This window comes from Kitasatospora sp. NPDC040550 (genome assembly GCF_055594965.1).
Genome location: NZ_JBVIWC010000030.1, coordinates 58484 through 83604, shown reverse-complemented (window position 1 = coordinate 83604; position 25121 = coordinate 58484). Strand labels below are relative to the sequence as shown.

Genomic DNA, 25121 nt, shown 5'->3' with positions numbered 1-25121 from the left:
CCGGGGCGGGGCACGGACTCTCCGGGCCGGCGTTGACTTCCCGGAAACACCTCGCACGGTAGTCTCAAACCCGATATGAGCATCGAACAGACCACCCCGGACCCGTCCGCCCCCAAGCCGCGCGTCGCGCTGGTCTTCGGCGGCCGCAGCTCCGAGCACGCGATCTCGGTCTCCACCGCGGGCAGCGTCCTCCGGGCGATCGACCGTGACAAGTACGACGTGCTGCCGATCGGCATCACCCACGAGGGCCGCTGGGCGCTGACCAGCGACGAGCCGGCCCGGATGGCCATCACCGACGGCCGGCTGCCGGACGTGGCCCACGTCGCCGAGGCCGTCGACGGGCAGGTCGCGCTGCCGGTCTCGCCGGGCAGCCGGGAGGTGCTGCTGAGCGAGCCGGGGAGCGCCCCCAAGGCCCTCGGCGAGGTCGACGTGGTGTTCCCGCTGCTGCACGGCCCGTGGGGCGAGGACGGCACCCTCCAGGGCCTGCTGGAGCTCTCCGGCGTCCCGTACGTCGGCAACGGCGTGCTGGCCAGCGCGGCCGGCATGGACAAGGAGTTCGCCAAGCGGATCCTGGCCTCGCACGGCCTGGGCGTCGGCCACTACACGATCGTGCGGCCGCGCGACTGGGAGACCGAGCAGGGCCGCGCCGCGGTGCGCGAGCGGGTCGCCGAGCTGGGCCTGCCGGTGTTCGTGAAGCCCTGCCGGGCCGGCTCCAGCATCGGCATCACCAAGGTCAAGGACCTGGCCGAGCTGGACGCCGCGATCGAGGAGGCCCGCCGGCACGACCCGAAGCTGATCATCGAGGCGGGGGTCTCCGGCCGCGAGATCGAGTGCGGGGTGCTGGAGTTCGAGGACGGCCCGCGGGCCAGCGTCCCGGCCGAGGTGCTGGTCGGCGAGGGCTTCGACTTCTACGACTTCGAGGCCAAGTACATCGACTCCTCCGAGGTGCGGATCCCGGCCGAGCTGACCGCCGAGGAGGTCGCGGAGATCCGGCGCCAGGCGGTGGCCGCGTTCGAGGCCTTCGGCTGCGAGGGGCTGGCCCGGGTCGACTTCTTCCTGCTGGAGGACGGCAGCTGGATGATCAACGAGATCAACACCATGCCGGGCTTCACCCCGATCTCCGCCTACCCCAAGATGTGGGAGGCCAGCGGAGTCTCGTACGCGGAGCTGATCGACCGGCTGCTGCAGACCGCGCTGCGCCGCTCGACCGGGCTGCGCTAGCGGGCCGGTACGCGCGACAGGGGCGGGCCGGGAGCTCCCGGCCCGCCCCCGTGCGCGGGCTCAGCCCGGGACGTTGGCCTTCACCGCGGGGGTCAGGGCGGCCGCCGGGTCGAAGGGGTTCTGCGCGGCCCCGGCCGGGACGGTCACCTCGACGTAGGCGGCCCGCATGGTCGTCACGAAGCGGTGGCCGCCGTCGGCGAGCTGCTGCGACCACCAGGTGACGTCGTCGACGGTCGGCGACCAGTCCTTGGCGTGCTCGCCGTCCAGCTCGTCCGGCCGGTCGACACCGCACCGCAGCACCACCCGGGGCGAGTCGCCCCAGGCCGCCACGTACGGGGAGGCCGGGGACGGGTCCCGGCGGTCCCGGCCGAGCAACTCCCGGGGCAGCGCGGCGTTCAGCGCCCGGCAGTAGTCCGCGGCCTTCCCGCTCGGCCGCGGGACCTCCACCGCGGGGTCGTCGGCCGAACTCCAACTGCCGATGAGCACCACCACGGTGCAGGTCAGCGCGACGGGCGCGGCCAGCCAGCGGACCGGTGCGGGAAGCGCGGTCAGCGCCCTGGGGATGCGGAGTTCTCTGGCCACCCGCCGATGGTAGCCGGGGTCAGAGGTGCACCACCGGACAGGTGAGGGTGCGGGTGATGCCCTCCACCTTCTGGACCTTGGCGACCACCATGCGGCCCAGGTCGTCGACCGTCTCGGCCTCGGCCTTGACGATGACGTCGTACGGGCCGGTGACGTCCTCGGCGGTGAGCACACCGGGGATCTTGGCGATGGTCTCGGCCACTGCGGTGGCCTTTCCTACTTCGGTCTGGATCAGGATGTATGCCTGTACCACGGGTGACCTCCCGGCGGCCGGTTGGGGGGATCGCCGCCGGGACCGCCCGGGCTGGTGCAGGGTGGGTGCGGGCGCACCGGCAGGCTGATCACCACGCTACCGCGCAGCGGGCCGGGGAGGGGAGACTTCGGTGCCCCCGGAGGGCGTACGCTGCGCGCGGGGGGAGCGACGGGGACCGTATCCCGGACGGCGGTGCCGTCCGGGGAGGAAAGGCGAGAGGACGGCAGATGCAGGGGACCGTGGGCGAGCTCGGCGAGTTCGGTCTCATCAGGGAGCTGACCGCCCGGGTACCGCTCACCGACGCGGTCGACCTCGGCCCCGGGGACGACGCCGCGGTGGTGAAGGCCCCGGACGGCCGGGTGGTGGCCACCACGGACGTCCTGATCGAGAACCGGCACTTCCGCCGCGACTGGTCCACCGCCTACGACGTGGGCCGCAAGGCCGCCGCCCAGAACCTCGCCGACGTGGCCGCGATGGGCGCGGTGCCGACCGCGATACTGCTCGGGCTGGTCACCCCCGCCGACCTGCCGACCACCTGGGCGACCGAGCTGATGGACGGGCTGCGCGACGAGTGCCAGGTCGCCGGGGCGACGGTGGTCGGCGGCGACGTGGTGCGCGGTGACACCGTCATGCTGGCGATCACGGCGCTCGGCGACCTCCAGGGGCGCGCGGCGGTGACGCGCTCCGGCGCCCAGGTCGGCGACGTGATCGCGGTGTGCGGCTGGCTGGGCTGGTCGGCGGCCGGACTGACGGTGCTGCAACGCGGCTTCCGCTCCCCGCGCGCCTTCGTCGAGGCGCACCGCCGTCCCGAGCCGCCCTACCACGCGGGCCCGGCCGCCGCCGAGTTGGGCGCCACCTCGATGATCGACGTGAGCGACGGACTGGTCGCCGACCTCGGCCACGTGGCCCGGGCCAGCGAGGTGGACATCGACCTCAGGGCCGCCGACTTCGACGTCCCGGCGCAGATGGCCGACATCGGCCAGGCGGTCGGGGTGGACCCGCTGGTCTGGGTGCTGTCCGGTGGCGAGGACCACGCGATCGTGGCGACCTTCCCGCGCGGGGTCCAACTCCCGTCCCGCTGGCGGGTGGTGGGCGAGGTGACCGGCCGCCCGCGGGGTTCGCGCAGCGGCCGGGTGACGGTCGACGGCGCGCCCTGGGACCGGGTCGGCGGCTGGGACCACTTCGCCGAGTGAGCTACGGAGTACGGCCGACGGGGTGTGGACGCCGGTACGGCGCGTGACGCTCCGGGCGTGCGGCGGACGGGCTTCGAGGATGCGTTGTGCGTAGGCTTGCGCCATCCGAGCCCGCCCGCTGTCGGCTGCGGCCGGGCCGAACCACGGCGAGCGGGAGCACACCACACATGCGCATCGGTGTCCTGACCAGCGGCGGCGACTGCCCCGGCCTCAACGCGGTGATCCGCTCGGTGGTGCACCGGGGCACGGACGTGCACGGCGACGAGATCGTGGGCATCGAGGACGGCTTCCTCGGGTTGATCGAGGGCCGCACCCGGCCGGTCTCGCACGACGACGTCACCGGTCTGCTCACCCTCGGCGGCACCATCCTCGGCTCGGCCCGGGTGCAGCGCGAGCGGATCGCCTGGGCGGTGGAGAACGCCAAGACGCTGGCCCGGGACATCGGCATCGACGCGCTGGTCGCGATCGGCGGCGAGGGGACGCTGACCGCCGCCAAGCTGTTCAGCGACGCCGGACTGCCGGTGGTCGGGGTGCCCAAGACCATCGACAACGACATCGACGCCACCGACGTCACCTTCGGCTTCGACACAGCGGTGCACGTGGCGACCGAGGCGATCGACCGGCTCAAGACCACCGCGGAGTCCCACCAGCGCGTCATGGTGGTGGAGTTGATGGGCCGGCACACCGGCTGGATCACCCTCACCGCGGGCATGGCCGGCGGCGCCCACGGCATCCTCATCCCGGAGAAGCCCTTCGACATCGAGGCGGTGGCCCGGATGGTCGAGGACCGCTTCGCCCGCGGCAAGAAGTTCGCCATCATCGCCGTCGCCGAGGGCGCCGCCCCGACGCCCGGCACCATGCGCTTCGACCACGGCGAGGTCGACCAGTACGGCCACCGGACCTTCGGCGGGATCGGCAACCGGCTCGCCCACGAGCTGGAGAACCTGCTCGGCAAGGAGGCCCGCCCGGTCATTCTGGGCCACACCCAGCGCGGCGGCACCCCGACCGCCCGGGACCGGGTGCTCGCCACCCGCTTCGGCTGGCACGCGGTGGAGGCCGTCCACCGGGGGGCGTTCGGGCACTTCACCGCGCTGCGCCGGACCGGCATCGAGCTGCTGCCGATCGGCGACGCGGTGACCAGGTTGAAGACGGTGCCGGAGGACCGCTGGGCGGAATCGGAGGCGGTGCTCTGACCGCGGTGCCCCGGACGCGCGCGGGTAGGTTGGGGTCCATGGATTCGACCGCACCTCCCCGCGTCCTCACCGTCGCCGGTTCCGACTCCGGCGGCGGCGCCGGCATCCAGGCCGACCTCAAGGCGATGCTCGCCCTCGGCGTCCACGGCATGAGCGTGATCACCGCCGTCACCGCGCAGAACTCGCTCGGCGTCCAGGGCTACTGGGAACTGCCCGCCGAAGCCGTCCGGGCGCAGTTCCGCAGCGTGGTGGACGACATCGGGGTGCAGGCGGTGAAGACCGGCATGCTCGCCTCGATCGACCTGGTCGAGACCGTCTCGGAGCTGCTCGCCGGGGTGGACGCCCCGGTGGTGGTCGACCCGGTCGGCGTCTCCAAGCACGGGGACGCGCTGCTGGCCGCCGAGGCGGTCGCCACCGTCCGCGAGCGGCTGCTGCCGGTCGCCACCGTGGTCACCCCCAACCTGCACGAGGTGACCCAGCTCACCGGCCGGACCGTCGAGGACGAGTCGCAGATGCGGGCCGCCGCCGAGGCGCTGCTGGACCTCGGCCCGCGCTGGGTGCTGGTCAAGGGCGGCCACCTGGCCGGTGAGGCGGCCGACCTGCTGTACGGCGGGCCCGGTGAGGTGCACTGGTTCCGCGCGCCGCGCTACGACAACCGGCACACCCACGGCACCGGCTGCACCCTGGCCAGCTCGATCGCGGCCGGCCTGGCCAAGGGGGAGTCGGTGCCCGAGGCGGTGGGCTCGGCCAAGGAGTACGTCACCGGCGCGATCGCCGGGGGCTTCGCACTGGGCGCCGGGATCGGCCCGGTCGACCACGCCTGGCGCTGGCGCTGAGCCGAGGCCCCGGCCGGAACGCGGCGACGGGCGGACCCCCGAGGGGGACCGCCCGTCACGTGTGCGTCCGGAAAGCCTGACCGGTCCCGGAAACAGCGAAGCCGGTCCATCCGGGGATGAACCGACTCACTGGAGGACCGGCATGCCGGTCTGCGCGTCAGCGCGAGACCTTACCGGCCTTGATGCACGAGGTGCAGACGTTGAGCCGCTTCGGCGTACGCCCAATCACAGCGCGCACCGTCTGAATGTTGGGGTTCCAACGACGGGGGGTGCGGCGGTGAGAGTGGGAGATGCTGTTGCCGAAGCCCGGCCCCTTGCCGCAGACGTCGCAGTTGGCAGCCACAGGAGTCACTCCAAGACTTCAGATCAGATACTTTCGAAAACCCACTCACCCACCAGAACACTCGCGTGCACCGGACCGGACAAGGGGGTGAGCCTGGACGGTTCCAGGCAACCGGAAGAGCATACAACGCTTGCTTCCGTCCCACGAAACTACCATGACCGGCCGGGTGATCGCTCCGGTCGGGGGCCCCGGCGGCCCTCCCTCAGCCCCGATAACCTGCCGGTATCACCCCTCGCCGCGGCCCCCGGCCGGTCCGGCGGCCCGTCCCGGAGGAGACCTGGTGCTGCACACGCTCGATGCCCCGGCCGTGCGCACCTGGTGCCAGCTCGCGCTGCGGGCGCTCGGCCAGGCCCGCGAGGAGATCGACGCGCTCAACGTGTACCCCGTCCCGGACGGCGACACCGGCACCAACCTCTACCTGACCGTCGAGTCCGCCGCCGCCGAGGTGGAGAGCCGCTTCGCCGACCCCGCGGCCGGACCGGCGCCCGGACTGGCCGACGCCGTCCGCGCGATGGCCCGCGGCGCGCTGATCGGCGCCCGCGGCAACTCCGGGGTGATCCTCGCCCAGTGGCTGCGCGGCACCGCCGAGACGCTGGCCGAGGGCGGCGGCGCCGAACAGCTGCGGGCCGCCCTGCTGCGCGCCGCCGACTCCGCCTACCAGGCCGTCGCGGAGCCCGTCGAGGGCACCCTGCTCACCGTCGCCCGGGTCGCCGCCCGCGAGGCGGTGCGGGCCGGGGACGGGCTCGCCCAGGTAGCCGACACCGCCTACCGGGCCGCCCGGGACGCCCTGCGGCACACCCCCGAGCAGCTCGCCGTGCTGGCCGAGAACGGGGTGGTGGACGCCGGCGGGCGCGGCCTGGTGGCCGTCCTCGGCGCACTCGCCGACGCCGTCGCCGGGCAGCAGCCGATGGGACCGGTCGCGCTGCGCGGGGACGTCCGGGCGGTGGAGAGCTGCCCGGCGCACGTCCGGCCGCCCGGCCCCGGGCACCCCGCCTTCGAGGTCATCTACCTGCTGGACGCCGAGGACGAGGCGCTGCCCGCGCTGCGCGAGCGGCTCGGCGGGCTCGGCGACTCGCTGGTGATCGGCGGCGGCGACGGCCTGTGGAACGTGCACGTCCACGTGGACGACGCGGGCGCCGCCGTCGAGGCCGGGGTCGAGGCCGGGCGCCCGCACCAGATCCGGATCACCCACTTCGCCGAGGCCGCCGCCCGGGCCGGCAGCGCGGCCGAGCGCGGCGAGCGCGAGGAACGGACCCGCGCGGTGCTCTCGGTGGTGTCCGGCGACGGCCTGGCCGAACTCTGCGAGCAGGCCGGCGCCGTCGTCCTGCACGCCGACCCGGACCACCCTCCGGCCAGCGCCGAACTCGCCGACGCCGTCCGCGGCTCGGCCGCCCGCGAGGTGGTGCTGCTGCTCAACGACCCCGAACTGCGCGCCGCCGCCGGGGCCGCCGCCGACCAGCTGCGCGAGGAGGGCGTGCGGATCGCCGTGCTGCCCACCCGCTCGCCGGTGCAGGGCCTGGCCGCGCTCGCGGTGCACGAGGGCGGGCGCCGCTTCGACGAGGACGTGGTCGCGATGACCTCCGCCGCCGGGGCCACCCGGTACGCCGAACTCGCCGTCGCCGAGGGGGAGTCCTGGACCATGGCCGGGGTCTGCCAGGCCGGTGACGTGCTCGGCCTGATCGACGGGGACGTCGCGGTGATCGGCGCCGGACTGGCCGAGGTCGGCGAGAGCGTGCTCGACCGGATGCTCGGCGCGGGCGGCGAACTCGTCACCCTGATCCTCGGCGAGGGCGCCGACCGGGCGCTCGCCGACCGGCTGGTGGCGCACGTCCGCCAGCAGCGGCCGGAGGTGGACTCGGTGGTCTTCCACGGCGGCCAGGAGTTCACGCCGCTGCTCATCGGGGTGGAGTAGCGGCAGCGGTTCGTCGGTTGCCCGGTTCGTCGGTGCCTTGGTGTAAACAAGGGCCTGATGGGCGCTCTCGATGAACCACTGACCAAGCTCGTCGGCGACCGCACCGCGAAGGTGCTCGCCGACAGTCTCAAGCTGCGCACGGTCGGGGACCTGCTGCACCACTATCCCCGCCGCTACGTCGAGCGCGGCCAGCTCACCAGCCTGGACGAGCTGGAGGTCGACGAGCACGTCACCGTGCTGGCCCGGATCGAGAAGGTCACCCTGATCCCGTTCCGCGGCCGCAAGGGGGACCGGCTGGAGGTGGTCGTCACCGACGGCCGCAGCCGGCTCTCGCTGGTGTTCTTCAACCAGGGCTGGCGGCAGAAGGAGCTCAAGGCCGGCGCCCAGGGCCTGTTCGCGGGCAAGGTCGGGGTCTTCAACCGCAGTCGCCAGCTGGTCTCGCCCGACTACCAGCTGCTCGACGAGGAGGCGGGCTCGGACGCGGCGAAGCAGTTCGCCGGCCGGCTCATCCCGGTGTACGGCGCCAGCGCCCAGATGCCCAGCTGGAAGCTGTCCATCTGCATCGAGACCGCGCTCACCAAGCACCTCGGCGACGTCGGCGAACCGCTGCCCGTCGAACTGCGCGAGCGCCACGACCTGATCCCGCTGCCCGAGGCGCTGGAGCTGATCCACCGCCCGCGCAGCCAGGCCGACCGTGAGCGCGCCCAGAGCCGGCTGCGCTGGGACGAGGCCTTCGTCCTCCAGGTCGCCCTCGCCCAGCGCCGGGCCGCCGACTCCGCGCTGCCGGCCAAGCCGCGGGTGGCCCGGGCCGGCGGCCTGCTGGACGCCTTCGACGCCCGGCTGCCGTTCACCCTCACCGAGGGCCAGCGGAAGGTGTCCGCCGAGATCGCCGCCGACCTGGCCACCGAGCACCCGATGCACCGGCTGCTCCAGGGCGAGGTCGGCTCCGGCAAGACCCTGGTGGCGCTGCGCGCCATGCTCGCCGTGGTGGACGCCGGCGGGCAGGCCGTGCTGCTCGCGCCCACCGAGGTGCTGGCCCAGCAGCACCACCGCTCGATCGTCGAGATGATGGGCGACCTCGCCGAGGGCGGGATGCTCGGCGGCTCGGAGCACGCCACCCGGGTGGTGCTGCTGACCGGCTCGATGGGCACCGCCGCCCGCCGCCAGGCGCTGCTGGACATGGTCTGCGGGGACGCGGGGCTCGCCATCGGCACCCACGCGCTGATCGAGGACAAGGTCGGGTTCCAGGACCTCGGCCTGGTCGTGGTGGACGAGCAGCACCGCTTCGGCGTCGAGCAGCGGGACGCGCTGCGCGCCAAGGGGCAGCAGCCGCCGCACCTGCTGGTGATGACCGCCACCCCGATCCCGCGCACCGTCGCGATGACCGTCTTCGGGGACTTGGAGACCTCCGTCCTGGACCAGCTCCCGGCCGGCCGCTCGCCGATCTCCACCCACGTCGTCCCCGCGCTGGAGAAGCCCAACTTCCTCACCCGGGCCTGGGAGCGGGTCCGCGAGGAGGTCGGCAAGGGCCACCAGGCGTACGTGGTCTGCCCCCGGATCGGCGACGAGGAGCCGGCCGCCGACCCGAAGGCCGCCAAGAAGAAGCGCAAGGCGGCGGAGGAGGACTTCGAGGAGGTCGGAGACGCCGACGCCGGTGCCGGGAGCGACGAACGGCGGCCCCCGCTCTCGGTGGTGGAGACCGCCGAGAAGCTGGTGAAGGGCCCGCTGGCCGGACTGCGGGTGGAGATCCTGCACGGCCGGCTCGCCCCCGACGCCAAGGACGACGTGATGCGCCGGTTCGCCGCTGGGGAGGTGGACGTGCTGGTCGCCACCACGGTCATCGAGGTCGGCGTCAACGTCCCCAACTCCACGGTGATGGTCATCATGGACGCCGACCGCTTCGGCGTCTCCCAGCTCCACCAGCTGCGTGGCCGGGTCGGCCGGGGCAGCGCGGCGGGCCTGTGCCTGCTGGTCAGCGAGATGCCCGGCGGCAGCGCGGCCCGGGCCCGGCTGGACGCGGTGGCCGGCACCCTGGACGGCTTCGAGCTCTCCCGGATCGACCTCGAACAGCGCCGCGAGGGCGACGTGCTGGGCCAGGCCCAGTCCGGGGTGAAGTCCTCGCTCAAGGTGCTGTCGGTGCTGGAGGACGAGGAGGTCATCCTGACCGCCCGGACCGAGGCCACCCGGCTGGTCGCCGAGGACCCGGAGCTGGCCGCCCACCCGGAGCTGCGCACCGCGCTGGAGAGCCTGCTCGACGAGGACCGCGCGGCCTACATGGAGAAGGGCTGAGCGGGCTCCGGCGCCGCCCGACTGTCAGACCCCCGGGAGAGAATGTAGTTGTTCAGGGCGCACCCCCAAGGTGCGTTCCTGGCACGACACTTGGGGGTCCTGCCATGGCATTCCGTCATCTCAACGAGCTCCCGCTGGGCGACAAGGTCTTCCGGATCGAACTCGCCAGCGACGACGACCGCGAGGTCACCCTCACCCTGACCGGCTGGCGCGAGGGGGCGGCCGCCGCGCCGCTCGCCTCGGGCAAGCTCCGCCTGCCGGTCGAGGACGTCGCCTCGCTGCGGATCGCGCTCAACCGCGCGCTGCGGGCGCTGGCGATCGTCGCGGACGTCGCCGAACCCATCCCCGACCGCGACGTGCTGCGCGAGCTGTACCCCGGCCACGGCGCCCCGTGGGTGCCGCAGCACGAGGAGGAGCTGGTCCGGCGCTTCCACGAGGGCGAGACCGTCGCCCGGATCGCCGCCCGCTTCGGCCGCACGCCCGACTCCGTCCGGACCAAGCTGCGCGAGCTCGGGCACGACCCGCGCCGCCCCGAGTTCTGCCCGCCCGACGGCTGCCTGTCCTGGTCCCGCTACGCCTCGCCGGCGCTGCTCGGCGCGGCGGTCCCGAGCCAGGGGGCGGGCTCCGAGGCGAGCTAGCGAGTGTCCTGCCGGGGCCCCGCCGACCCGTCGGCGGGGCCCCGGCGGTGACCCGCCCGCTCGCCGGTGCTTGTTCGCTCGCCGCCGGGGCGGGATAGCGTGGTCGGGCAGCGACGAAAGGACCTTCCACCACCATGACCCGCGTGATCGCCGGGGCGGCCGGCGGCCGCCGACTGGCCGTACCGCCCGGCCGGGGCACCCGCCCGACCTCCGACAAGGCCCGCGAGGCGATGTTCTCCACCCTGGAGGCGTTCCGCGGCACCCTGCACGGGGCTCGGATGCTGGACCTGTTCGGCGGATCGGGCGCGGTCGGCCTGGAGGCGCTCTCGCGCGGCGCCGAGCACGTCCTGCTGGTCGAGGCGGACGCCCAGGCGGCCCGGGTGATCCGGGAGAACGTCCGCACGATCGGCCTGCCGGGCGCCGAGGTCCGGGCGGCCAGGGCGGAGAAGGTGATCGCCGGGCCGCCCCCGCAGGCCCCGTACGACCTGGTGTTCCTCGACCCGCCGTACGTGGTGACGGACGACGAGGTGCGCGAGATGCTGATCACACTGTCGGCTGGGGGCTGGCTCGCGGAGGACGCACTCGTCACCGTGGAGCGCAGCACCCGCGGCGGCGAGTTCGGCTGGCCCGAGGGCTTCGAGGTGCTGCGCTCCCGCCGCTACGGCGAGGGCACGCTCTGGTACGGTCGCGCCGCCGCCGAGGCCAGCGATCAGGAGTAGCGGGCCGCGGCCCGCAGCAGCCGTCACCCCACGAGGGAGCACACACGCCATGCGCCGAGCCGTCTGCCCCGGTTCGTTCGACCCGATCCACAAGGGCCACCTGGAGATCATCGAGCGGGCCTCCAAGCTGTACGACGTGGTGCATGTCGCGGTCCTGATCAACCGCAACAAGCAGGGCATGTTCACCGTCGAGGAGCGGATCGGCCTGATCGAGGAGGTCACCGTCCCGTTCGGGAACGTCGTGGTCGAGTCGCACCACGGCCTGCTGGTGGACTACTGCCGGGAGCGCGACATCCCGGCGATCATCAAGGGCCTGCGGGCGGTCAGCGACTTCGACTACGAGCTGCAGATGGCCCAGATGAACCACGGCCTGACCGGCGTGGAGACGCTCTTCGTGCCGACCTCGCCGACGTACAGCTTCCTCTCCTCGACGCTGGTCAAGGAGGTCGCCTCGTACGGCGGCGACGTCTCGCACCTGCTGCCGGAGACGGTGCACCGCCGGCTGGTGGAGCGGATCGCGGAGCGTAAGGCCGAGCAGTAGGGCCGGACGGCGGGCGCGGGTCCTTTTCTGCCGGTTCGTCATGGCTTGCCCGGGGCGATGGCGGCCGGTTCGGCGCAGGCGTTGTGAGCTCGCCGCACGGGGGCCGTACAGTCTGTAGTCCTGCCCTGCGGTGAGGTCCACCGCGCCGGGCCTGCCTCCGCCGGACCGTCGGCGGCACACGGAAAGACGAAGCCCCGTGGACGTGCAGAACAAGGTCGACGAGATCGTGGCGGCGGTCGAGAACGCCCGCTCGATGCCGATGTCGGCCTCCTGCGTGGTGAACCGGGCCGAGCTGATCGGCCTGCTCAACGACCTCAAGGCGGCCATGCCCGCCGAACTCGCCCAGGCCCAGTCGGTGATGGCCGACCACGAGCAGGTGGTGGCCGAGGCCCAGGCCGAGGCGGACCGGATCATCCAGGGCGCGCACTCCGAGCGCGGTTCGCTGATCTCCGACACCGAGGTGGTCCGCCGGGCCCAGGCCGAGGCCGACCGGATCCTGGCCGAGGCCCGCGCCGACGTCGAGACCCAGCGTGCCGAGGCCGACGACTACGTGGACAGCAAGCTCGCCAACTTCGAGGTCGTGCTGACCAAGACGCTCGGCGCGGTCGGCCGCGGCCGGACCAAGCTGCGCGGCGACGCCGGCTTCGAGGCCGAGGCCGAGAACGACGGCGAGGAGTTCCAGCCGCAGCGGCACAGCCCGAGCCCCGAGGTCGACGAGTACGTCGACGTGAAGCTCGCCACGCTGGAGAACGTGCTCAGCGCGACCCTGGAGGCGGTCGGCAAGGGCCGGGACAAGCTGCTCGGCAAGAAGCCGATCGACGACCTGGGCGCCTACCTGGCCGCCGCCGACGAGGCCCAGCAGGCCAAGGAGCGTGCCGAGGCGGTGGCCGCCGGCTTCGCCGAGGACGCCGACGGCGCCGAGCTCGCCTGGTACCGCGAGGACGTCCCCCAGCAGCAGACCTGGCCGGAACAGACCCCGGCCGCGGCGGGCTGGCCGGCCCCCGGCGCCGACCAGTACGCGGCGGTCGCCCAGCACCAGGGCGACCAGCACCAACACCAGCACCAGCACCAGCAGCACCAGACCGGCCAGCAGCAGGCCGGGCAGTACGCCGAGGTGTACGGGGGCGGCTTCGACCCGGCCGGCCAGGGCGACCCGTACAACACCCAGTGGGGCCACCAGCAGGGCGGCTACCCGCAGCAGCAGCAGCCCCACTACGAGGGCCAGCCGCACCAGGGCCAGCAGCAGGACGCCTACGGCTATCCGCAGCAGCAGGACGGCTACGCGGCCCAGCCGTACGACGGCTACGCCTACCCGCAGCAGCCCGCGCTGCCCCCGGCCGTGCCGCACCAGCAACAGCAGCAGAACCTGGACGAGACCAGCTTCTTCGACACCAGCATGATCGACATGACCAGGCTGAGGGAGCTCGGCGGCCGCTGAGCGGCCGCCCCGGAGCCTCCCGACGGGACCGAAGTTGGGCCTGGCGGGAGACTCCGGTAGTCTGACCACTCCGGCATCCCCATGTCCGGCTGTCGGCTTGCCCTCGCAACGCCGGCGCGTGATGGGGAACACAGCGTTGATCCCTATGGAAGTCAGGACACCTTGAACCGCCTCGACCACCGCGACCCCCTCGTGTTCGACACGCACGAGCTCGGCCGTCGCCCGGGCTCGATGCGCAAGGTGAGCCGGACCCTGGAGGCCCCCGAGGGCTTCGGGATCATCGACGTGATCGGCGTCCCGGAGAAGAGCCCGATCGAGCTGGAGCTCCGCCTGGAGTCCGTGGTCGAGGGCGTGCTGGTCACCGGCACCGCCGACGCCCACGTCGAGGGCGAGTGCGTCCGGTGCCTGGAGCCCGTCGACTTCGACATCGACGTGGACTTCCAGGAGCTGTTCTACTACCCGGAGTCCGAGGAGCGTCACCGCGCCCGGACCACCGGGACCGAGGACCTCGACGAGGACTCGGAAGAAGAGACTTACCGCCTGGAGGGCGACCTGTTCGACCTCCAGCCGGTGCTGCGTGACGCGGTGGTGCTCGCACTGCCGCTGCAGCCGGTGTGCCAGGAAGACTGCCTGGGCCTGTGCTCCGAGTGCGGAGCGCGCCTGAGCGACGACCCGGCGCACCACCACGACGCCGCCGACCCCCGGTGGGCGGCTCTGCAGGGACTCTCCGCCGCCCCCGGCGACGAGGGTGACGGGATCAAGAACAGCGACACCCGTGAGGGTGCCGCCGAGAACCAGGAGAAGTAGCCGTGGCTGTTCCGAAGCGGAAGATGTCGCGCAGCAACACGCGCCACCGTCGGTCCAACTGGAAGGCCGTTGTTCCGGCTCTCGTGGCGTGCGACCGCTGCCACGAGCCGAAGCTCGGCCACATCGCGTGCCCCAGCTGCGGCACGTACAACCGCCGCCAGGTCCTCTCGGTCTGATCGGCGGGGTGCACGGATCGATGTCGGACGGTAACTCCACCCGCAAGGCGTCCTCTGCCTCGAAGGGTTCTTCGGGCAGCGGCAAGGCCGGTGGGCCGGCTTCGACCGAATACGACGTCCTGGAAGGGCGCCTCGGGTACACGCTCGAGCGCGCCCTTCTGGTACGCGCCCTGACCCACCGCTCGTACGCGTACGAGAACGGGGGTCTGCCCACCAACGAGCGCCTGGAGTTCCTCGGCGACTCGGTGCTGGGCCTGGTGGTGACGGACACCCTCTACCGCGTCCACCCGGACGTCCCGGAGGGCACGCTCGCCAAGCTGCGCGCCGCGGTGGTCAACTCCCGCGCGCTCGCGGACGTCGGCCGGGGCCTGGAACTCGGCACCTTCATCCGCCTCGGCAAGGGCGAGGAGGGGACCGGCGGCCGCGACAAGTCGTCGATCCTCGCCGACACCGTCGAGGCCGTGATCGGGGCCGTCTACCTGGACCAGGGCCTGGACGCGGCGACCGAGTTCGTCCACCGCCTGTTCGACCCGCTGATCGAGGAGTCCTCTCAGCTGGGCGCGGGCCTGGACTGGAAGACCAGCCTCCAGGAGCTCACCGCCTCGGTGGGCATCGGCGTGCCCGAGTACGTGGTCATGGAGTCCGGTCCGGACCACGAGAAGACCTTCACCGCGGCGGCCCGGGTGGCCGGCGAGGACTTCGGCAGCGGCGTCGGCCGCTCGAAGAAGGAAGCCGAGCAGAAGGCCGCCGAGAGCGCCTGGCGCGCGATCAAGGAGAAGTACGCCGACCGGCTTCCCGCCGGGGCCTGATCGCCGAGTAGCCTTTCCTCCTGCCGGATCGTCGTACGCAGGAGGCCTGTTCCCGTGCCCGAACTCCCCGAGGTCGAGGTCGTCCGCCGAGGTCTGGCGAACTGGGTCGCCGGGCGCACCGTCGCCGACGTCCAGGTGCTGCACCCGCGCGCGGTCCGCCGCCAGCCGGGCGGCGCGGCCGACTTCGCGGACCGGCTGACCGGCACCGTCCTCGGCGCCGCGCAGCGCCGCGGCAAGTACCTCTGGGTGCCGCTGGGCGGCCCGGGCGCCGGGTCCTCGCTGATCGGCCACCTCGGGATGAGCGGCCAACTCCTCGTCCAGGACCCGGCGGTGCCGGACGAGACCCACCTGCGGGTCCGGCTGCGCTTCGCCGACGGCGGGCGCGAGCTGCGCTTCGTCGACCAGCGGACCTTCGGCGGCCTGGCCGTCGAGGAGGCCGAGGAGGACGCCGAGGGCACCCCGCTCTCCATCGCGCACATCGCCCGCGACCCGCTCGACCCCCGCTTCGACGACGCGGCCTTCGTCGCCGCGCTGCGCGCCAAGCGCACCACCGTCAAGCGCGCCCTGCTCGACCAGACCCTGGTCAGCGGTGTCGGCAACATCTACGCCGACGAGGCGCTGTGGCGCTCCAAGCTGCACTACGACCGGCCGACCGCGACCCTCACCCGCCCGCAGTCCGAGCTGCTGCTGGCCAACGCCCGGGCCGTGATGACGGCCGCGCTGGCCGTGGGCGGCACCAGCTTCGACAGCCTGTACGTCAACGTGAACGGCGAGAGCGGCTACTTCTCCCGGGACCTCGACGCCTACGGCCGCGAGGACGAGCCCTGCCGCCGCTGCGGCAGCGCGATCCGGCGGGCCGCCTGGATGAACCGGTCCAGCTACTTCTGCCCCCGCTGCCAGCGCGTGCCGCGGACCAGCGGCGGGGGCTGACACCCTTTACTTGTGGGCGAGTTCCGGATGGTCGGCGGGCGTTCCGCCGGAGCTGCCGTGGGTGTCCTGGCCGAAGTAGGCGACACCGACCGCGGAGACCACCGCGAGCAGGAAGCCGGCCACCCCGAGCCAGCCCAGGCCGGCCTTGGAGGAGTCGCCGAGCCAGAGCACGCCGACCGCGCCCGGCAGCACCGTCTCACCGACCACCAGGGCGGCGGTGGCGCCGTTCACCGAGCCGATCTGCAGCGCCACGGTGTGCACGTACATGCCGCCGAGGCCGCCGACCAGGACCGCGTAGAGCGCCGGGTCGGAGATCAGCCGGACCAGGTCGAAGGGCTCCACGCCGTTCAGGATGCGGACCCCGACGCCCAGCGCGCCGAAGCCCAGGCCGGAGAGCAGACCGGCGACGATCGCTCCCTTGGAGCCCATCCGGCGCACCAGCACGCTGCCGCCGGCCAGCAGCACGGTGGTGATGATCAGCAGCCCCCAGTGGAAGGCCATCGACGCGTGGTGGCCGCCCTCCGGACCGGCCGAGACCGCCAGCAGCACCAGGGCCGAGCAGAGCACGCCGATCGAGGCCCACTCCAGCTGCTTGAGCCGGATGCCCAGCAGCTTGATGCTGAGCACCGCGGTGATCACCAGGTTGGCGCTGATGATGGTCTGGGAGAGGAACAATGGCAGCAGCCGCGCGGCCAGCGCCCCGAGCCCGAAGCCGATCAGGTCGAGCACCGTGCCGGTGATGAACTCCCAGGTCACGGCGGCCTTGGCGGTGGAGGACAGGCTCGGGCCGCCGTGCTCGGTGGTCGAGCCGGCGGCGCCCTTGGCCGCCTCCTCCCGGGCCGAGCGGCGGGATCCGACGGCCTGGAGGACCGAGCCGGTGCCGTAGCAGGCGGATGCCGCCACGGCCGTGACGAGGCCGATGATCACCGAGCGCTCCGATCGGGAGTTGGGTCAAGAAGAAGTAATGGGACCAGCGGTCCGGGAACAGTCTGCCCCGTCGCGCGGTACGGTCGGGACGCCCCCGCGAACCGCGCCGGAGCGGCCCCCGCGGCGCCCCCGGGCCCGTCGGGACGTACGTCCGGCCGCCTCGTGTGGTTCCCGCGCCCCACCCGTCTCGGGGTCGACTGGGGGAAATGTCATCCGCGAGAAGGGGAGCCGACCCGGCGGACGGCGGGGAATCCTGTCACAACCAGTATGCGAAGGGTATGGCGTGCTCCGCCGCTGGTCACGGTAGCGTCGGGGGTTATGAGAACCCTTGCACGACGTTCCCGGGGCGCCGGGCCACTTGCCCTGGTGGCGGCGCTGCTCGGGCTGCTGCTCATGTTCGCCCCGGCGGCCTCGGCCGCCGGTGGTCTGAGCGACGCCGCGGCCACCCTCAAGAAGGGCCAGGTCTACGTCGCCCCGGCGATGCAGGACCGCTTCACCCAGGCCCAGGCGGACGCCCTGACCAAGAAGATCGAGAAGGCCGACAAGCCGATCTTCGTCGCGGTCGTCCCCGAGGCGGCCAACAAGGCCACCATCGGCACCGACCTGCGCACCCTGGTGGGCATCGACGGCGTCTACGCCGTCTGGCACGGGAACGACGACTTCCTGGCCTACGCGGACCGCGGCGCGATGAGCGCCGGCGCGGCGAGCCGGATCGCGGGCGCCGTCCACCGTGCCGACAAGGGCGACATCAACGCCACCCTGAACGACTTCGTCGACCAGGCCGCCCCGCAGACCAAGGGCAGCGGGGTCAACCACAGCACCTCGATCGCCTGGGTGGTCATCCCGGTCGTGCTGCTGGTGCTGGCCGGCGCCGGCGTCTTCCTCCTCTTCCGTCGCGCCAAGAAGCGCAAGGAGGAGCAGGCCCGGGCCGAGCTGGAGCAGCTGCGCCGCGTCGTGGACGAGGACATCACCGCCTTCGGCGTCGAGCTGGAGCGGCTCGACTTCAACCCGCGCGCCGCCGACGCCGACGACGCCCAGCGCACCGACTACAGCCACGCCCTGGACTCGTACGAGAAGTCCAAGCGGCTGATGGAGGAGGCGAAGAAGCCCGAGGACGTCAAGCAGGTCACCGAGACGATCGAGGACGGCCGGTTCCAGCTGGCCACCCTGGCCGCCCGGCGCGAGAAGCGCCCGCTGCCCGAGCGGCGCCCCCCGTGCTTCATGGACCCGCGGCACGGCCCGTCCGTCAAGGACGTCGACTGGGCCCCGGCCGGCGGCTCCGCCCGTGCCGTCCCGGTCTGCCAGGCCGACGCGGACCGCGTCGCGGCCGGCCTCGACCCGGCGGTGCGCACCGTCGACACCGAGCACGGCCCGCAGCCGTACTGGAACGCCGGCCCGGCCTACGCCCCGTACGCGGGCGGCTACTACAGCGGCTTCGGCGGCGGCAGCCTGCTGGGCGGCCTGCTGGTCGGCACCATGCTCGGTTCGATGATGAGCGGCCCGGCCTACGCGGCGGCCCCGATGATGGAGGGCGGCCACGGCGGCTACCAGGACCAGTACGAGGGCGGCGACTTCACCGGCGCCGACTTCAACGCCTCCGACTTCAGCGGCGGCGACTGGGGCGGTGGCGGCGACTTCGGCGGCGGTGGCGGCGGGGACTGGTGACCCGCTGATCCGTCCGCGATCCCGAACGGCCCCGCCGGTTCCGACCGGCGGGGCCGTTCGCCGTACCGGGCGGGTTTGAGAACGGAACCCGCTGTGGCAGGCTGGCGCTGTGACCTCCGACACCACCGCCCCCGCCGCCGTGCCCGGCCGGCCCTGCTCGATGGCCGCGGCGCTCCAGGTGGTCGGTGAGAAGTGGGCGCTGCTGGCGGTGCGCGAGCTGTTCTACGGCAACCACCGCTTCGACCGGATCGCCCGCAACACCGGCGCCCCGCGCGACCGGCTGACCGCGCGGCTGCGGGCTCTGGAGGAGGCCGGGGTGGTCGAGCGCCGCCCGTACAGCGAGCGGCCGCCGCGCTACGAGTACCACCTCACCGAGGCCGGCCGGGACCTCGCCCCGCTCGCCCACGCCCTGCGCACCTGGGGTGACCGCTGGCTGCTGCCGGAGTCCCCGGTGACCTTCGCCCACGCCCCGGCGGACCACGAGCCGCACCCCTTCGACCCGGCCTGGGTCTGCCGCACCTGCGGCCGGGAGGCCCACCGCGGCGAACTGCACGCCGAGGTGCACGCCCCGGGCTGGTCGGTCGAGGGCCCGGTGGAGCTGTGACCTGCCCCGGGGCCCGTTAGGGTCGGGGGCATGCACGGTCGCGATGCCCACAGTGATGAACCGGTCCGGGTGACCGCCTGGGTCCGGGGGAAGGTCCAGCAGGTCGGGTTCCGCTGGTGGACCAGGGCGCGGGCGCTGGAGATCGGCCTGACCGGCTACGCGAGCAACCTCGGCGACGGCCGGGTGCAGGTGGTGGCCGAGGGGCTGGCCGCCGACTGCGAGCAGCTGCTGACCCTGCTGCGCGGCCCCGACACGCCCGGCGCGGTGAGCGGGGTGACGGAGATCTGGACCGCCGTCGGCGCAGGTTACGAGGGTTTCGAGATCCGCTGAGCCGCCTCCCCGCAGGGCGCCGCCGTCGCGTCCCGGAAATGATCCGCAACCGTCGGTGTCATACGGTTGCCATTCGGGCAGACTCGTGGTTGACTCCGCATCGAACGATGATCCACGAGCACGTGGTGGACCCGGGCCCGAGACCCCCAGGCGTGACGACACCGCCGGGCAGGTGACAGGGGCGCGGTAGCGTGCGGTGATCGTGTTGACCCTTTCCGTCTTTGGTGAGACGCTTGAAGCCCGCGCACACGATCGCGTTCCCCGGTAGGCGCATGCTCTCGTGAGCCCAGCTCACGGTGGTTGTGCCGTAGTGCCCAGCCAGCACTTCCGGTGCGCGCCGCGCGTGCGTCCCCCTTCCCCCTAGACCTGTACCGTTCCGGTTCGGTCACTCAGCGTGGAGGACCATTCATCATGGCAAAGGCGCTTCTCGGGTACGTCGGCGGCCCCGACCCGCGAATGCTCTCCGAGATGCGACGGCTTCAGCAGCGCGTCCAGGATCTGGAGTCCGAGCTCCTTCGGATGCAGGCTGAGAACGACGCGCTCACCGCTGTCGCTGACGAGCACTCGCTGCTCAACAGCATCGATCTGGACCAGCGGGAGCCGGCTCTCACCTGAGCCCCGCCCCGGTCCTCCCAGATCGACGCCGCTGTGCACTGAGCCGCCCCGAAAGGGACGCAGCTTTGCAAGGGACGCCCGGATGTGGCGTCCCTTCGTCGTGTCGGACTCCGGATACAGTCGGTTCCCGTCGTGAGCGAATGAGGGGACCGGCCGCGTGCACCTGAAGAGTCTGACGCTGCGCGGGTTCAAGTCCTTCGCCTCCAGCACGACCCTGCGCTTCGAACCGGGCATCACCTGCGTGGTCGGCCCGAACGGCTCCGGCAAGTCCAACGTGGTGGACGCGCTGTCCTGGGTGATGGGCGAGCAGGGCGCCAAGTCGCTGCGCGGCGGCAAGATGGAGGACGTCATCTTCGCCGGGACCAGCGGCCGAGCCCCGCTGGGCCGCGCCGAGGTCAGCCTCACCATCGACAACGCCGACGGCGCCCTGCCGATCGACTACTCCGAGGTGACGATCACCCGGACCATGTTCCGTAACGGCGGCAGCGAGTACGCGCTCAACGGCGAGACCTGCCGCCTGCTGGACATCCAGGAGCTGCTCTCCGACTCCGGCATCGGCCGCGAGATGCACGTCATCGTCGGGCAGGGCCAGCTCGACTCCGTCCTGCACGCCGACCCGATGGGCCGGCGCGCCTTCATCGAGGAGGCGGCCGGCGTCCTCAAGCACCGCAAGCGCAAGGAGAAGGCGCTGCGGAAGCTGGACGCGATGCAGGCCAACCTCAACCGGGTCCAGGACCTGGTCGCCGAACTGCGCCGCCAGCTCGGCCCGCTCGGCAAGCAGGCCAGGGTCGCCCGCCGGGCCGCCGGCATCCAGGCGGATCTGCGCGACGCCCGGCTGCGGCTGCTCGCCGACGACCTGCTGGCCCTGCGCCGGGCCGTCGAGGCCGAGGTCGCCGACGAACTCGCCCTGCGGCTGCGCCGGACCACCGTCGAACAGGAACTGGCCCGCGCGGTGCAGCGCGAACGCGTGCTGGAGGCGCAGGTCCAGCAGCTCGGGCCGGGCCTGGAGGCCGCCCGGCAGACCTGGTACCGGCTCTCCGCGCTCGCCGAGCGCACCCGCGGCACGATCGGGCTGGCCGAGGCCCGGGCCCGGCACGCCGTCGCCGGGGGCACGGCCGAGGAACGGCGCGGCCGGGACCCGGAGGAGCTGGAACGGGAGGCCGAGCGGGTCCGCGAGGAGGAGGCCGCGCTCGCCGAGGCGCTGGAGGAGGCCCAGTACGCGCTGGCCGAGGCGGTCGAGCACAAGGGCGGACTGGAACGCGCACTGGCGGACGAGGAACGCCGGCTGCGGGACGCCGCCCGGGCCATCGCCGACCGCCGGGAGGGCCTGGCCCGGCTCCAGGGACAGGCCGCCGCCGCCCGCTCCCGGGCCGGTTCGGCGCAGGCCGAGCTCGGCCGGCTCGCCGAGGCCAGGGACGAGGCCCTGCTGCGCGCCGGGGCCGCCCAGGGCGAACTGGACGAGCTCCAGCAGCAGGTGGACGGTTCGGCCGTCGAGGACGGCCGGGCCGAGGACGGCTACCAGCGGGCCCGGGCCCGGCTGGCCGAGGTCGAACGGGAGCTGGCGGCGGCCCGGGACGCGGCCGGGGCCGCCGAACGCGAGCGGGCCGCGCTGACCGCGCGGCACGAGGCGCTCTCGCTCGGGCTGCGCCGCAAGGACGGCACCGGCGCGCTGCTGGACGCGGGGGAGCGACTGGGCGGTGTGCTCGGCCCGGCCGCCGCGCTGCTGCGGATCGAACCCGGCTTCGAGGTGCCGCTCGCCGCGGCGCTCGGGGCGGCCGCCGACGCGGTCGCGGTCGACTCGCCCGGCGCCGCCGCCGGGGCGCTGCGGCTGCTGCGCGCCCAGGACGCCGGGCGGGCCGCGCTGTTGGTCGCCGGGGCGGCGGAACTGCCGCGGGCCGAGGGCGAGTTGCCCGAAGGGGCCCGCTGGGCCGCCGAACTGGTCAGTGGCCCGGCCGAGTTGATCGCCGCCGTGCGCAACCGGCTGGCCGGGGTGGCTGTGGTCGCCGACCTGGACCGGGCGCTGCGGCTGGTCGCCGAACGCCCCGAACTGTCCGCCGTCACCGCCGAGGGCGACCGGCTGGGCGCCGGCTTCGCCCAGGGCGGCTCGGCCGGCGCGCCCAGCGAGCTGGAGACCCGGGCGGCGGTGGACCGGGCCGCCCGGGCGATCGCGGAACTCGACCTGCGCTGCGCCGAATCGGCCGGGCGGCTGGCCGAACTCACCGAACAGCGAGGGGAGTCGGCCGCCGAACTGGAGCGGCTCGGCGAGCTGCGCCGGCAGGCCGAGCAGGAGCGGGCCCGGGTGGCGGGCTCGCTCGGCCGGCTCGGCGGGCAGGCCCGGGCCGCCGCCGGGGAGGCCGAACGGCTCTCGGCCGCCGCCGCGCGGGCCGACCAGGGCCTGGCCGAACTGCTCGCCACCGCCGAGGAGCTGGCCGAACGGCTGGCCGTCGCCGAGGAGTCGGCGGACGCGGGGGAGGACGAGCCGGACCGGGCCGAGCAGCAGCGGCTCACCGAGGCCGCCTCCGCCGCCCGGCAGGCCGAACTGGAGGCCCGGCTCTCGGTGCGCACCCACGAGGAGCGGGTCCGCGCCCTGGCCGGCCGGGCCGACCAGCTGGACCGGGCCGCCCGCGCCGAGCGCGAGGCGCGCGCCCGGGCCGCCGAGCGCCGCCGGCGCGCCGAGCACGACGCCCGGGTGGCGAACGCCGTCGCGGCGGGCGCCCGGCAGCTGCTCGCCTGCCTGGAGGTCTCGCTGGCCCGCGCGGATGCCGGGCGCGCGGCCGTCGAACAGGCGCTCGCCGAGCGGGAGCGCGAGCTCCGGGAGCACCGCGAACACGGGCGCGGGCTCAAGGAGGAGCTGGACAAGCTGGTCGACGCCGGGCACCGGGACGAGGTGCTGCGGGCCGAGAAGCGGCTGCGGATCGAGCAGCTGGAGGCCCGCGCGCTGGAGGAGTTCGGCATCGACGGCGGCGAGCTGCTGGCCTCGTACGGGCCGGACCGGCCCGTACCGCCCTCGGCGGCGGAGGACGGGCAGGAGCCGGGGGAGCCGTACCCGTACGTCCGGGCCGAGCAGGAGAAGCGGCTCCGGGCCGCCGAGAAGGCGTACCAGCAGCTGGGCAAGGTCAACCCGCTGGCGCTGGAGGAGTTCGCCGCGCTGGAGGAACGCCACACGTTCCTCGGCGAGCAGCTGGACGACCTCAAGCGCGGTCGGCGCGACCTGCTGGACATCGTCCGGGACGTGGACCAGCGGGTCGAGCAGCTGTTCAGCTCCGCGTACCACGACACCGCCGCCCAGTTCGAGGGCGTCTTCGCCCGGCTCTTCCCGGGTGGCGAGGGGCGGCTGGTGCTGACCGACCCGGACAACATGCTCACCACCGGGGTCGAGGTGGAGGCCCGTCCGCCCGGCAAGAAGGTCAAGCGGCTGTCGCTGCTGTCCGGCGGCGAGCGCTCGCTGACCGCGGTGGCCCTGCTGGTGGCGATCTTCAAGGCCCGGCCCAGCCCGTTCTACGTGATGGACGAGGTGGAGGCGGCGCTGGACGAGACCAACCTGCGCCGGCTGGTCGGGATCATGGAGGAACTCCGGGAGAGCTCCCAGCTGATCGTGATCACCCACCAGAAGCTGACCATGGAGTCCGCCGACGCCCTGTACGGCGTGACCATGAAGGGCGACGGGATCTCCCAGGTGATCAGCCAGCGGCTGCGCGAGGAGCAGCGGGGGCGACGGGAACGACGGCCGGCAGGCCTCCGTACGGTGACGGTCTAGCCGCGCTGCGGTCCGGAACGGCTCCGGTCACGGATACTGGTCGGGTTATGGAATACGTGATCCTTGCCGTAGTCATCGCCGTGGTCGCCGTCGGCGCGATCGCCGGCCTCGTCGTTTCCGGCAGACGACGCCAGCAGCTGCCCCCGAAGTCGCAGGCGCCGGTCATCACGGCGCCGAAGACCACCCCGCAGGAGCCCCAGGTCGGCGAGGAGGCCGCGCCGCCGACCGAGGCGCCCCGCCGCACCGTCGAGGAGGTGCCGCTCCCCGAGGCCGTCGAGACCGCCGAGGAGGTGGTGGTCGAGGCTCCGGCCGAGGCCGAGGCGGCGCCCGCCGTCGAGGTCCCCGAGCCCACCGCCGGCCGGCTGGTCCGGCTGCGCTCCCGGCTCTCCCGCTCGCAGAACTCGCTGGGCAAGGGCCTGCTCTCGCTGCTCTCCCGCGAGCACCTGGACGAGGACACCTGGGAGGAGATCGAGGAGACCCTGCTCACCGCGGACGTCGGCGTCGCCCCGACCCAGGAGCTGGTCGAGCGGCTGCGCACCCGGGTGAAGGTGCTCGGCACCCGTACCCCCGACGAGCTGCGCGGCCTGCTGCGCGAGGAGCTGGTCGAGCTGGTCGGCAAGGACGCCGACCGCACCGTCCGCTCCACCAAGCACGAGGCGGGCCCGGCCGTGGTCCTGGTCGTCGGTGTCAACGGCGTCGGCAAGACCACCACCACCGGCAAGCTGGCGCGCGTCCTGGTCGCCGACGGCCGCACCGTGGTGCTCGGCGCGGCCGACACCTTCCGTGCCGCCGCCGCCGACCAGCTGCAGACCTGGGGCGAGCGGGTCGGTGCGCGCACCGTGCGCGGCCCGGAGGGCGGCGACCCGGCCTCCATCGCGTTCGACGCGGTCAAGGAGGGCATCGCCGAGGGCGTCGACACCGTGCTGATCGACACCGCCGGCCGGCTGCACACCAAGACCGGCCTGATGGACGAGCTGGGCAAGGTCAAGCGGGTCGTCGAGAAGCACGGCCCGGTGGACGAGGTGCTGCTGGTGCTGGACGCCACCACCGGTCAGAACGGGCTGATCCAGGCCCGGGTGTTCGCCGAGGTGGTGGACATCACCGGCATCGTGCTGACCAAGCTGGACGGCACCGCCAAGGGCGGCATCGTGGTCGCGGTCCAGCGCGAGCTGGGCGTGCCGGTCAAGCTGATCGGCCTGGGCGAGGGTGCGGACGACCTGGCGCCCTTCGAGCCGGGTGCGTTCGTGGACGCGCTGATCGGGGACTGACCGGGACTCTCCCGTCGGTCGGGGTCCGCTCCTCCGGGGGGCGGGCCCTTTCGCGTGCCCGGGGTCCGGGAGGGG

At 73.6% G+C, this 25121-nt stretch carries 24 protein-coding genes; 20 read left to right on the top strand and 4 right to left on the bottom strand.

The genetic code is table 11. The features are described from left to right. Nucleotides 1-75: 75 nt before the first annotated feature. On the top strand, nt 76-1221 hold the full coding sequence (locus ACZ58X_RS33745; RefSeq protein WP_470337384.1) for a D-alanine--D-alanine ligase family protein: 1146 nt from the start codon (nt 76-78) through the stop codon (nt 1219-1221). Nucleotides 1222-1281: 60 nt separating this feature from the next. On the opposite strand, the gene ACZ58X_RS33740 is transcribed toward ACZ58X_RS33745, so the two are convergent. Both ACZ58X_RS33740 and ACZ58X_RS33735 read right to left on the bottom strand, forming a co-directional pair. Then, complete coding sequence (locus tag ACZ58X_RS33740) at nt 1282-1803, bottom strand: DUF3515 domain-containing protein (protein ID WP_470337383.1); 522 nt, start codon at nt 1801-1803, stop codon at nt 1282-1284. Between the two features lie 19 nt (nt 1804-1822). After that, nucleotides 1823-2056, bottom strand: a complete 234-nt coding sequence (locus tag ACZ58X_RS33735; RefSeq protein WP_402480984.1) for an Lrp/AsnC family transcriptional regulator — start codon at nt 2054-2056, stop codon at nt 1823-1825. Between the two features lie 227 nt (nt 2057-2283). Between ACZ58X_RS33735 and ACZ58X_RS33730 the strand changes: the two genes are divergently transcribed. The 3 genes from ACZ58X_RS33730 (at nt 2284) to thiD (ending at nt 5278) form a co-directional block, all read left to right on the top strand. Then, nucleotides 2284-3249, top strand: a complete 966-nt coding sequence (locus tag ACZ58X_RS33730) for a thiamine-phosphate kinase (RefSeq protein WP_470337382.1) — start codon at nt 2284-2286, stop codon at nt 3247-3249. A gap of 167 nt (nt 3250-3416) precedes the next feature. After that, nucleotides 3417-4442 (top strand): ATP-dependent 6-phosphofructokinase, encoded by a 1026-nt coding sequence (locus tag ACZ58X_RS33725; protein ID WP_375891734.1) that lies wholly within the window; start codon nt 3417-3419, stop codon nt 4440-4442. Between the two features lie 38 nt (nt 4443-4480). Next, the gene (thiD, locus tag ACZ58X_RS33720) at nt 4481-5278 is read left to right on the top strand and encodes a bifunctional hydroxymethylpyrimidine kinase/phosphomethylpyrimidine kinase (RefSeq protein WP_470337381.1); all 798 of its coding nucleotides are present in this window, start codon (nt 4481-4483) and stop codon (nt 5276-5278) included. Nucleotides 5279-5435: 157 nt separating this feature from the next. Here thiD and rpmB read toward each other — a convergent pair whose 3' ends face one another. Then, nucleotides 5436-5621 carry a 50S ribosomal protein L28 gene (rpmB, locus tag ACZ58X_RS33715; RefSeq protein WP_014138233.1) on the bottom strand — a complete coding sequence of 62 codons (186 nt, stop codon included), beginning with the start codon at nt 5619-5621 and terminating at the stop codon, nt 5436-5438. Nucleotides 5622-5901: 280 nt separating this feature from the next. Between rpmB and ACZ58X_RS33710 the strand changes: the two genes are divergently transcribed. The 10 genes from ACZ58X_RS33710 to mutM all read left to right on the top strand — a co-directional run bounded on the left by ACZ58X_RS33710 (nt 5902) and on the right by mutM (nt 15880). After that, nucleotides 5902-7533 (top strand): DAK2 domain-containing protein, encoded by a 1632-nt coding sequence (locus tag ACZ58X_RS33710; protein WP_470337380.1) that lies wholly within the window; start codon nt 5902-5904, stop codon nt 7531-7533. A 57-nt stretch (nt 7534-7590) separates the two neighbouring features. Beyond that, nucleotides 7591-9822: an ATP-dependent DNA helicase RecG gene (gene recG, locus ACZ58X_RS33705; protein WP_470337379.1), complete on the top strand. Its 2232-nt coding sequence runs from the start codon at nt 7591-7593 to the stop codon at nt 9820-9822. Nucleotides 9823-9926: 104 nt separating this feature from the next. Beyond that, nucleotides 9927-10460 (top strand): hypothetical protein, encoded by a 534-nt coding sequence (locus tag ACZ58X_RS33700; RefSeq protein ID WP_470337378.1) that lies wholly within the window; start codon nt 9927-9929, stop codon nt 10458-10460. Nucleotides 10461-10594: 134 nt separating this feature from the next. Then, nucleotides 10595-11179 carry a 16S rRNA (guanine(966)-N(2))-methyltransferase RsmD gene (rsmD, locus tag ACZ58X_RS33695; protein WP_470337377.1) on the top strand — a complete coding sequence of 195 codons (585 nt, stop codon included), beginning with the start codon at nt 10595-10597 and terminating at the stop codon, nt 11177-11179. Nucleotides 11180-11228: 49 nt separating this feature from the next. After that, entirely contained in the window at nt 11229-11720 is a 492-nt protein-coding gene (gene coaD, locus ACZ58X_RS33690; protein ID WP_470337376.1) for a pantetheine-phosphate adenylyltransferase, read from the top strand. A 196-nt stretch (nt 11721-11916) separates the two neighbouring features. Beyond that, the gene (locus ACZ58X_RS33685) at nt 11917-13158 is read left to right on the top strand and encodes an ATP synthase F0 subunit B (protein ID WP_470337375.1); all 1242 of its coding nucleotides are present in this window, start codon (nt 11917-11919) and stop codon (nt 13156-13158) included. A gap of 162 nt (nt 13159-13320) precedes the next feature. Next, a complete protein-coding gene (locus ACZ58X_RS33680; RefSeq protein ID WP_470337374.1) occupies nt 13321-13965 on the top strand; it encodes a YceD family protein in 645 nt (214 codons plus the stop codon). Nucleotides 13966-13967: 2 nt separating this feature from the next. Further along, nucleotides 13968-14141 carry a 50S ribosomal protein L32 gene (rpmF, locus tag ACZ58X_RS33675; RefSeq protein ID WP_030056747.1) on the top strand — a complete coding sequence of 58 codons (174 nt, stop codon included), beginning with the start codon at nt 13968-13970 and terminating at the stop codon, nt 14139-14141. A 20-nt stretch (nt 14142-14161) separates the two neighbouring features. Beyond that, complete coding sequence (gene rnc / locus ACZ58X_RS33670) at nt 14162-14950, top strand: ribonuclease III (RefSeq protein ID WP_350508254.1); 789 nt, start codon at nt 14162-14164, stop codon at nt 14948-14950. Nucleotides 14951-15004: 54 nt separating this feature from the next. Beyond that, nucleotides 15005-15880 (top strand): bifunctional DNA-formamidopyrimidine glycosylase/DNA-(apurinic or apyrimidinic site) lyase, encoded by an 876-nt coding sequence (gene mutM, locus ACZ58X_RS33665; RefSeq protein WP_470337373.1) that lies wholly within the window; start codon nt 15005-15007, stop codon nt 15878-15880. Nucleotides 15881-15886: 6 nt separating this feature from the next. On the opposite strand, the gene ACZ58X_RS33660 is transcribed toward mutM, so the two are convergent. Beyond that, nucleotides 15887-16807: a DMT family protein gene (locus ACZ58X_RS33660; protein ID WP_470337372.1), complete on the bottom strand. Its 921-nt coding sequence runs from the start codon at nt 16805-16807 to the stop codon at nt 15887-15889. A 318-nt stretch (nt 16808-17125) separates the two neighbouring features. Here ACZ58X_RS33660 and ACZ58X_RS33655 point away from each other — a divergent pair, with 318 nt between their 5' ends. The 6 genes from ACZ58X_RS33655 to ftsY all read left to right on the top strand — a co-directional run bounded on the left by ACZ58X_RS33655 (nt 17126) and on the right by ftsY (nt 25046). Beyond that, entirely contained in the window at nt 17126-18472 is a 1347-nt protein-coding gene (locus ACZ58X_RS33655; protein ID WP_470337371.1) for a hypothetical protein, read from the top strand. Between the two features lie 109 nt (nt 18473-18581). Next, complete coding sequence (locus ACZ58X_RS33650; RefSeq protein WP_470337370.1) at nt 18582-19076, top strand: winged helix-turn-helix transcriptional regulator; 495 nt, start codon at nt 18582-18584, stop codon at nt 19074-19076. Nucleotides 19077-19106: 30 nt separating this feature from the next. After that, complete coding sequence (locus ACZ58X_RS33645) at nt 19107-19406, top strand: acylphosphatase (protein ID WP_470337369.1); 300 nt, start codon at nt 19107-19109, stop codon at nt 19404-19406. A 411-nt stretch (nt 19407-19817) separates the two neighbouring features. Further along, nucleotides 19818-20021 (top strand): hypothetical protein, encoded by a 204-nt coding sequence (locus ACZ58X_RS33640; protein ID WP_030243474.1) that lies wholly within the window; start codon nt 19818-19820, stop codon nt 20019-20021. Nucleotides 20022-20178: 157 nt separating this feature from the next. Further along, entirely contained in the window at nt 20179-23778 is a 3600-nt protein-coding gene (gene smc / locus ACZ58X_RS33635; protein WP_470337368.1) for a chromosome segregation protein SMC, read from the top strand. 47 nt (nt 23779-23825) lie between these two features. Further along, nucleotides 23826-25046, top strand: a complete 1221-nt coding sequence (gene ftsY, locus ACZ58X_RS33630; protein WP_470337367.1) for a signal recognition particle-docking protein FtsY — start codon at nt 23826-23828, stop codon at nt 25044-25046. Nucleotides 25047-25121 lie beyond the last annotated feature (75 nt).

Coding starts and splice junctions, on each gene's coding strand:
- ACZ58X_RS33645 (WP_470337369.1), top strand. CDS start 19,107: ATGCACGGTCGCGATGCCCACAGTGATGAACCGGTCCGGGTGACCGCC.
- ACZ58X_RS33700 (WP_470337378.1), top strand. CDS start 9,927: ATGGCATTCCGTCATCTCAACGAGCTCCCGCTGGGCGACAAGGTCTTC.
- rsmD (WP_470337377.1), top strand. CDS start 10,595: ATGACCCGCGTGATCGCCGGGGCGGCCGGCGGCCGCCGACTGGCCGTA.
- recG (WP_470337379.1), top strand. CDS start 7,591: ATGGGCGCTCTCGATGAACCACTGACCAAGCTCGTCGGCGACCGCACC.
- rnc (WP_350508254.1), top strand. CDS start 14,162: ATGTCGGACGGTAACTCCACCCGCAAGGCGTCCTCTGCCTCGAAGGGT.
- ACZ58X_RS33730 (WP_470337382.1), top strand. CDS start 2,284: ATGCAGGGGACCGTGGGCGAGCTCGGCGAGTTCGGTCTCATCAGGGAG.
- ACZ58X_RS33640 (WP_030243474.1), top strand. CDS start 19,818: ATGGCAAAGGCGCTTCTCGGGTACGTCGGCGGCCCCGACCCGCGAATG.
- coaD (WP_470337376.1), top strand. CDS start 11,229: ATGCGCCGAGCCGTCTGCCCCGGTTCGTTCGACCCGATCCACAAGGGC.
- ftsY (WP_470337367.1), top strand. CDS start 23,826: ATGGAATACGTGATCCTTGCCGTAGTCATCGCCGTGGTCGCCGTCGGC.
- ACZ58X_RS33725 (WP_375891734.1), top strand. CDS start 3,417: ATGCGCATCGGTGTCCTGACCAGCGGCGGCGACTGCCCCGGCCTCAAC.
- thiD (WP_470337381.1), top strand. CDS start 4,481: ATGGATTCGACCGCACCTCCCCGCGTCCTCACCGTCGCCGGTTCCGAC.
- ACZ58X_RS33655 (WP_470337371.1), top strand. CDS start 17,126: ATGAGAACCCTTGCACGACGTTCCCGGGGCGCCGGGCCACTTGCCCTG.
- ACZ58X_RS33745 (WP_470337384.1), top strand. CDS start 76: ATGAGCATCGAACAGACCACCCCGGACCCGTCCGCCCCCAAGCCGCGC.